At 63.0% G+C, this 7,101-nt stretch carries 6 protein-coding genes and 1 tRNA gene; 4 read left to right on the top strand and 3 right to left on the bottom strand.

Features of this window, described 5'->3' with window-relative positions; genetic code table 11:
- Positions 1-785: 785 nt before the first annotated feature.
- The 3 genes from VOI29_RS20715 to VOI29_RS20705 all read right to left on the bottom strand — a co-directional run bounded on the left by VOI29_RS20715 (position 786) and on the right by VOI29_RS20705 (position 2,119).
- Positions 786-871, bottom strand: a tRNA-Leu gene (locus VOI29_RS20715).
- A 107-nt stretch (positions 872-978) separates the two neighbouring features.
- Positions 979-1,515, bottom strand: coding sequence for a tetratricopeptide repeat protein (locus VOI29_RS20710; protein WP_323783216.1), 537 nt, complete (start codon positions 1,513-1,515; stop codon positions 979-981).
- Positions 1,516-1,648: 133 nt separating this feature from the next.
- Positions 1,649-2,119 carry an Lrp/AsnC family transcriptional regulator gene (locus VOI29_RS20705; protein WP_323783213.1) on the bottom strand — a complete coding sequence of 157 codons (471 nt, stop codon included), beginning with the start codon at positions 2,117-2,119 and terminating at the stop codon, positions 1,649-1,651.
- 125 nt (positions 2,120-2,244) lie between these two features.
- Between VOI29_RS20705 and putA the strand changes: the two genes are divergently transcribed.
- The 4 genes from putA to VOI29_RS20685 form a co-directional block, all read left to right on the top strand.
- Positions 2,245-5,658, top strand: coding sequence for a bifunctional proline dehydrogenase/L-glutamate gamma-semialdehyde dehydrogenase PutA (putA, locus tag VOI29_RS20700; protein WP_323783210.1), 3,414 nt, complete (start codon positions 2,245-2,247; stop codon positions 5,656-5,658).
- 53 nt (positions 5,659-5,711) lie between these two features.
- Positions 5,712-6,482, top strand: coding sequence for a rhomboid family intramembrane serine protease (locus VOI29_RS20695; RefSeq protein WP_323783207.1), 771 nt, complete (start codon positions 5,712-5,714; stop codon positions 6,480-6,482).
- 1 nt (position 6,483) lies between these two features.
- The gene (locus tag VOI29_RS20690; protein WP_323783205.1) at positions 6,484-6,711 is read left to right on the top strand and encodes a hypothetical protein; all 228 of its coding nucleotides are present in this window, start codon (positions 6,484-6,486) and stop codon (positions 6,709-6,711) included.
- A 102-nt stretch (positions 6,712-6,813) separates the two neighbouring features.
- Positions 6,814-7,101, top strand: a 288-nt coding sequence (locus VOI29_RS20685; RefSeq protein ID WP_323783202.1) for a GFA family protein, incomplete at its 3' end; no start/stop codon positions are given.

Below are 7,101 nucleotides of genomic sequence, written 5' to 3'. Positions count from 1 at the left end.
CTTGGCATTCCCATGAAAATCGTTCTGACCAAGCTGCGGGACTAATACGATCATGCCGCCCGCACCATCGCCTGGCCGAAGTCTCCCGGCGGGCCGGGATCCGTCAGCATAACCAGCAGCGCGATGTGGCTGGCGGGGGCGGAAGTAGACCGACAATAGGTCAGGCGCATTTGCTTTCATCGCGTATGGGTCAATGCGAATTGACCCAAGACTGTCGACCACCCGCCGCACCAGACTGGCCGCAGGATACATCATTGTTCCCAATCGGGGTTAGGTTGGGGCGGCTCATGCAGCTTCCCCATCGCGTGCTTGGACGGTTTCCCCTCAGCTATGAGCCAAGGTGAAAGCCGCGTGCGGCCAGCGGTTCGACCCCGCTCGCCTGCGCGCCGCCTACCTGATCGACCGGCCCGAACCCGCGCCGGAACCCATGGACCAGACCCTCGCGCGCGTCGGCGCCATGCGCGCCCGCTGCCGGTTCGGCCAGGCGATGCTGCTGCAAGAGTTGGGCGGCAGGTTCACGCCGGGCAGCACAGACCCGATCGACCGCTTCGATTTCAAAGAGACGCGCTGTCGCTTGTCCCTTCTCGGCCTCTCAGCCACCGGGAACGACATGCCGTCTGCGCCCGTGCCAGCCGCAAAGCCCTGTCCCGCTCCGCTCAGCAGCGCAGGAAATAGCCTGGACCAAAACGGGAACAGAACGAGACTGTGGGAGCAAGGTGTGGGAGTCGCGCAAATCGCGCAAAACGTCCCCTCCGCCGCGGGAACATATTTTCCTGTAAAATCAATGGTGCGGACGGCGGGACTCGAACCCGCACGGCCATACGGCCAGGAGATTTTAAGTCTCCGGTGTCTACCATTCCACCACGTCCGCGCAAGGCACCGCAGGACGGCGCCTTAGCAGCAGGTCTAGCCTTCTGAATTCATGCGGACAATCGGTTTTCGGCGCCTACCGGAAAATTTCCCGCGTCCGGGGCAGGACTACAACTCCACATCTCCTGCGCCCTGCGGTGCCAGCGGCCCGCCCGGGGCGGCCAGTTGGCGCTCTGGCAGCCAGGGGTTTAACGCCAGCGCTTCGGCCAGGGCCGCGCGTGCTTCATCCAGCCGCGACAAACCGTAAAGCGACAGCGCCCGTCCGCTCATCGCGGCGACATGGCGGGGCGACAGCTCCAGCGCCCGGTCCAGATCGCGCAGTGCCGCGGCAAAGTCCCGCCGCAGGTACTGCACAAAGGCGCGCTGGTTGTAGCCCTCGGCATAATCCGGACAGTAGGCGATCAACTGGTCAAAATCCTCCAAAGCCCCCAGAAAGTCCAAGGCCGTGCGCTTGATCATCCCGCGGTCCAGCATAGCCTGAGCCTGCGAATCCGGCGCATCGGCCCAGAACTCCCACATCCGGTTGGCAATCTCGCGCGCCTGATCCTCGGTGGCGGCCTTCTGCACCTCGTGCAGCAACCCGTCCAGCCGGGCGCTATGGTCAGGAGCAGCCGGGCAATCAGAGGCCTGTACAGGGAAACCCATGGTCAAGGCGGTAAAGACCGCAGCAAATCCGGTTAAGCGAAGCGGTGTGCGAAACAGTACATAGAGCATGCTGCTATGCTGGCATATTTTGGCATTCGATCAAGTCAACTGCACGCGCGCATTCCGCCCCGTCCTATAGGGGTGCCAATGCGCCGTCTTCTTTGACCGCTTCCATCGCAACATAGGTCGAGGTCGAGGCGACATGCGGCAGCGAGGAAATCTTTTCCCCCAGCACCGCCCGGTAATCAGTCATCGAGCGGGTCCGCACCTTCAGCAGATAATCAAAATGCGACGCCATCATATAGGCCTGTTCGATCTCCGGCAGCCTCGCCACAGCCGCGTTGAACTTGACCAGCGCCGCCTCGCGGGTGTCGTCCAGCTTCACCTCGACAAAGGCGACGTGGTCCAGCCCCAGCCGGATCGGATCCACCAGCGCCCGGTAGCCGGTAATGATGCCCTCAGCCTCCAGCCGCCTGAGCCGGGTCTGGGTGGGTGTTTTCGACAGGCCGATCTTGCGGGCCAGATCGGCAATGGAGATCCGGCCGTCCTCACTCAGCACATTCAGAATCGCCCGATCGAACCGGTCCAGTTCAGGAAAGTTCATTTGGACCTCCTCATTCCTTATTTTTCACTCTTTCGCCTTAGTATTCCCTATATTTAGGCGATTGTCCCGCCTGAAAGGGTGTATCCTGTGCAAAAGCCCTGCACACCCTTTGTGGAGTTCCCCGCATGACAACCCAACCAAAACTGCGCCACCGGATCGACGCCGGAACCTATGCCGATCAAACCGCGATGCGTGACCAGCTGATTGCTCAGGCAGCCCTGTCCGAGGCCGATCGCACCCGGATCTGTTCCAATGCTGCAGCGCTCGTGCGCGACATCCGCGGCCATTCGGCACCCGGCCTGATGGAAGTTTTCCTGGCCGAATACGGTCTTTCCACCGATGAAGGGGTGGCACTGATGTGCCTGGCCGAGGCGCTGCTGCGGGTGCCGGATGCCGACACCATCGATGCGCTGATCGAGGATAAGATCGCGCCCTCCGACTGGGGCAAGCATCTGGGCAAGTCCACCTCCTCGCTGGTCAATGCCTCGACTTGGGCGCTGATGCTGACCGGCAAGGTGCTGGACGAGGAACGCAGCCCGATCGGTGCCCTGCGCGGTGCTATCAAACGTCTGGGCGAGCCGGTGATCCGCACCGCCGTCAGCCGCGCGATGAAGGAGATGGGCCGCCAGTTCGTGCTGGGCGAGACCATCGAAAGCGCGATGGATCGCGCTGCAGGCATGGAGGCCAAGGGCTATACCTATTCCTATGACATGCTGGGCGAGGCCGCCCGGACCGAGGCTGACGCAGCCCGCTATCACCTGTCCTATTCCAAGGCGATCTCGGCCATTGCCGCCGCCTGCAACAGTGACGACATCCGCAAGAACCCTGGCATCTCGGTGAAACTGTCCGCGCTGCATCCGCGCTATGAGCTGGCGCAGGACGCCAGCGTGATGGAGCACCTGGTGCCGCGGCTGAAGGCGCTGGCGCTGCTGGCCAAAGCAGCGAAAATGGGCCTCAACATCGACGCCGAAGAGGCCGACCGCCTGTCGCTGTCGCTGGAGGTGATCGAGGCGGTGGTGTCTGATCCGTCACTGGCCGGCTGGGACGGCTTTGGCGTGGTGGTGCAGGCTTACGGGCCGCGCACCGGCCTGGCGATCGACGCATTGCATGAGATGGCAGAGAGGTATGACCGCCGCTTCATGGTGCGGCTGGTGAAAGGCGCTTATTGGGATACCGAGATTAAACGTGCCCAGGTCGAAGGCGTGGATGGGTTTCCCGTGTTCACCAACAAGGCGCTGACCGATCTGTCCTATATCTCCAACGCCCGCAAACTGCTGGGCATGACGGACCGGATCTATCCGCAATTCGCAACCCACAATGCCCATACTGTTGCCGCCATCCTGCATATGGCCGCGGACAAGGACAACGCAGACTACGAGTTCCAACGCCTGCACGGCATGGGCGAAACCTTGCACCAGATGGTGCTGGAGCAGAACAGGACCAACTGCCGGATTTATGCACCTGTCGGGGCCCACCGCGATCTCTTGGCCTATCTGGTCCGGCGCCTGCTGGAAAACGGCGCCAACAGCTCTTTCGTGAACCAGATCGTCGATGACAACGTCCCGCCCGAAGTGGTCGCCGCCGATCCCTTTGCAGCGGTTGCCGATATCAGCCGCAAGATCCCGACCGGGCCTGAGCTCTACGCGCCGGAGCGCCCGAACTCCAAAGGCTTCGACCTGGGCCATGCGCCCACCCTGGCCAAGATAGAAAAGGCCCGCGCGCCGTGGCGGACCCATCGATGGCAGGCCGGACCGCTGCTGGCAGGCGATGCCCGCCCCGAGACCGCCAAGGATGTGACCAGCCCCACCGATCTGAGCGTGACCGGAACCGTCAGCCAGTGCAGCCCAGAAGATATCGAGCTGGCACTGGCGCTGGCCGACCCTTGGGATGCTCCGGCTGCCGAACGCAGTTCCATCCTGAACAAAGCCGCGGATTTATACGAGGAAAACTTTGGTGAGCTGTTCGCCATCCTGGCCCGCGAGGCCGGCAAGACCATTCCCGATGCGGTGGCCGAACTGCGCGAGGCGGTGGATTTCATGCGCTATTATGCGGCCCGAATCCCCGATGCGCCGCCGGCTGGGATCTTCTCCTGTATTTCGCCCTGGAACTTCCCGCTTGCAATCTTCACTGGTCAGGTTGCAGCGGCGCTGGCGGCAGGCAACGCGGTGCTGGCAAAGCCCGCCGACCAAACGCCGCTGATCGCTCACCGCGCCGTGCAGCTGATGCACGAAGCCGGCGTGCCGCGCAGCGCCATGCAACTGGTGCCAGGCCGCGGCAGCGTGGTCGGCGCGGCAATCACCTCCGATCCGCGGGTTAATGGCGTGGCCTTCACCGGCTCCACCGCCACCGCCATGCGCATCCGCCGGGCGATGGCCGACAACCTGCAGCCCGGCGCACCGCTGATTGCTGAAACCGGCGGTCTGAACGCGATGATCGTCGACTCAACCGCCCTGCCTGAGCAAACCGTGCAAGCGGTGATTGAAAGCGCCTTCCAGTCGGCGGGTCAGCGCTGCTCCGCCCTGCGCTGCCTCTATCTGCAGGAGGACATTGCCGACACCGTGCTGAAAATGCTGAAGGGCGCAATGGATTGCCTGCATCTGGATGACCCTTGGCATCTGTCTACTGACAGCGGTCCGGTGATTGACGAAGGCGCCCGTGCGGGAATTCTCGCCCATGTCGCCAAGGCCCGTGCCGAGGGCCGCGTGCTGAAAGAAATGCCTGCCCCGCAAGGCGGAACCTTTGTCGCCCCCACGATGATCGAAATCCCCGGCATCAGCGCGCTGGAGGAAGAGATTTTCGGCCCTGTCCTGCATGTTGCGCGGTTCAAATCCCAACAACTGGATCAGGTCATTTCCGACATCAATGCAACCGGTTATGGTCTCACCTTCGGGCTGCATACACGTATCGACGACCGGGTGCAGCATGTCTGCGACCGGGTGCATGCAGGGAACATCTACGTGAACCGCAACCAGATCGGCGCCATCGTCGGCAGCCAGCCGTTCGGCGGCGAGGGTCTGTCCGGCACCGGCCCCAAGGCGGGCGGTCCCTACTACCTCAGCCGTTTCTGCGCGCCGGACCGTCAGTACAGCAACGCTGTGTGGCAGACCACCTTTGCCGAACTGCCCGGGGAAAGCGGCGTGCCTGTGCGCCCTTTGACCACCACCCTGCCCGGCCCGACCGGGGAATCGAACCGCCTGACCGTCTCGGCCCGCCCGCCGCTGTTGTGCATGGGACCAGGGCCCGAGGCCGCGGCGGACCAGGCCAAAGAGGTGATCGGTCTCGGCGGCACCGCAATTGAGGCGCACGGAATGTTCGATCTGCACCGGCTGGAGGCGATCCAGGGCATTGCTGGCGTGTTGTGGTGGGGTGACGAGGCAACGGGCCGCGAGATCGAACAGTGGCTGGCCAAGCGCGACGGCCCGATCATCCCGCTGATCCCAGGCACGCCAGACCGTGCCCGCGTCCTGGCTGAACGCCACGTCTGCGTTGACACAACTGCCTCGGGCGGTAACGCGGACCTGCTAGGCGGCAACGCCTGAGCTGCGCCCGATAAGTGCTTGACGCTGGGCCATTTCCGGCCCAGCGTTTCCCCATGTTTCCGATCCGCGACCACAACCCGTCCGGCCGCAGGCCCTATGTCGTCTATGCGTTGATGACGGCGAATATCCTGGCCTATGTCTATTACACGGCCAGCTATGCCTCCCCCCGCGCACTGGTCTATTTCTATGATGCCTATGCGGTGGTTCCGGCCGAGGTCAGCAACGGGTACGGGTTTGAAACCCTGTTCACCTCATTGTTCATCCATGCCGGCCTGATGCATCTGGGCGGCAACATGCTGTTCCTGTGGATCTTCGGCGACAACCTGGAGGATGAGATGGGCCATCTCCCCTTCCTTGCGTTCTACCTTGCCAGTGGCATCGGGGCAGGGCTGATCCACGTCTATTCGGCGCCGGGGTCCATGGTGCCCACTGTCGGGGCTTCCGGTGCCATTGCAGGCGTCATGGGCGGTTACCTGCTGATGTTCCCCAAGGCCCGCGTCGATATCCTTCTGGTGCTGATCATTTATTTCCGCATCTTCACGATCCCCGCCTTTGTGATGCTGGGCGTTTGGCTGGCGATGCAGTTTTTCGGCGGCCTCGGCGCCGATCCGGACCAGGGCGGCGTCGCCTATTGGGCCCATGCCGGCGGTTTTGCGGTGGGGCTGACCCTCTGCCTGCCCCTGTGGCTGCGGCGCGGCGGCCCGGCGTTCTGGAACAGGACAGACGGCCAGCCGCCGCATCCGGAAAGCAAGTATGAATACTCCGCCAGCCGCATCCCCAAACTGCCCCGCAAGAAACGCAACCCGGGGCCTTGGGGGAAATAGGATGATGGCAGAAGGTTCGTGTCAGGGGATGCCGGATTTGATGCTTCCCGCGGACGGCAGTGATACGCCGCGGCCGGATCGCAACGGCCCGCAATGGAAATTTGTCACCCCGGCGACTGTCAGGGCTGTTTCAACACCGGCCTGCGGGAAAAAATCCTCGGGTTCATGCAACCCGATGAACACAGAAAGCCGTTTGATCGTCGAGCGGCCCGCAGCAATAATAACCTAAAAGTAATGCAGGCCGCTCTATCCCGACTATCGTCCCCCAGAAGAAGATCGGGATGTCCGGGATGTAGGGCAGCGGAAAGCTGTGTCCAGTACAGGAGGTCAAATGGAACACCTGAAAGCCAATTGCCATTGCGGCGCGGTTGAAATCGAAGCTGATTTCCCCCAAGGCCTTGCCTCTGCCGCGCGCTGCGACTGTTCCTTCTGCCGCCGCCGCGGGGCGGCTGCCGTCACCGCCGTTGCCGCCGGCCTGAAGGTGCTGAAAGGGGCGGAGAACCTCAGCCTCTACACTTGGGGCACTCACACGGCGAAACACTATTTCTGCAAGACCTGCGGCATCTATACCCACCACCAGCGCCGCTCCGACCCCAGGGAATGCGGTGTCAATCTGGGC

The organism is Leisingera sp. (genome assembly GCF_034669605.1).
Lineage (GTDB): Bacteria > Pseudomonadota > Alphaproteobacteria > Rhodobacterales > Rhodobacteraceae > Leisingera.
Note: the sequence above shows the minus strand (reverse complement) of the source record. Positions and strands in the feature narration are given on the sequence as shown.

What these genes read in the sequence shown, in the direction of transcription:
- VOI29_RS20690 (WP_323783205.1), top strand. Translation starts at nt 6,484, where the DNA reads ATGATGGCAGAAGGTTCGTGTCAGGGGATGCCGGATTTGATGCTTCCC.
- putA (WP_323783210.1), top strand. Translation starts at nt 2,245, where the DNA reads ATGACAACCCAACCAAAACTGCGCCACCGGATCGACGCCGGAACCTAT.
- VOI29_RS20705 (WP_323783213.1), bottom strand. Translation starts at nt 2,119, where the DNA reads ATGAACTTTCCTGAACTGGACCGGTTCGATCGGGCGATTCTGAATGTG.
- VOI29_RS20695 (WP_323783207.1), top strand. Translation starts at nt 5,712, where the DNA reads ATGTTTCCGATCCGCGACCACAACCCGTCCGGCCGCAGGCCCTATGTC.
- VOI29_RS20710 (WP_323783216.1), bottom strand. Translation starts at nt 1,515, where the DNA reads ATGGGTTTCCCTGTACAGGCCTCTGATTGCCCGGCTGCTCCTGACCAT.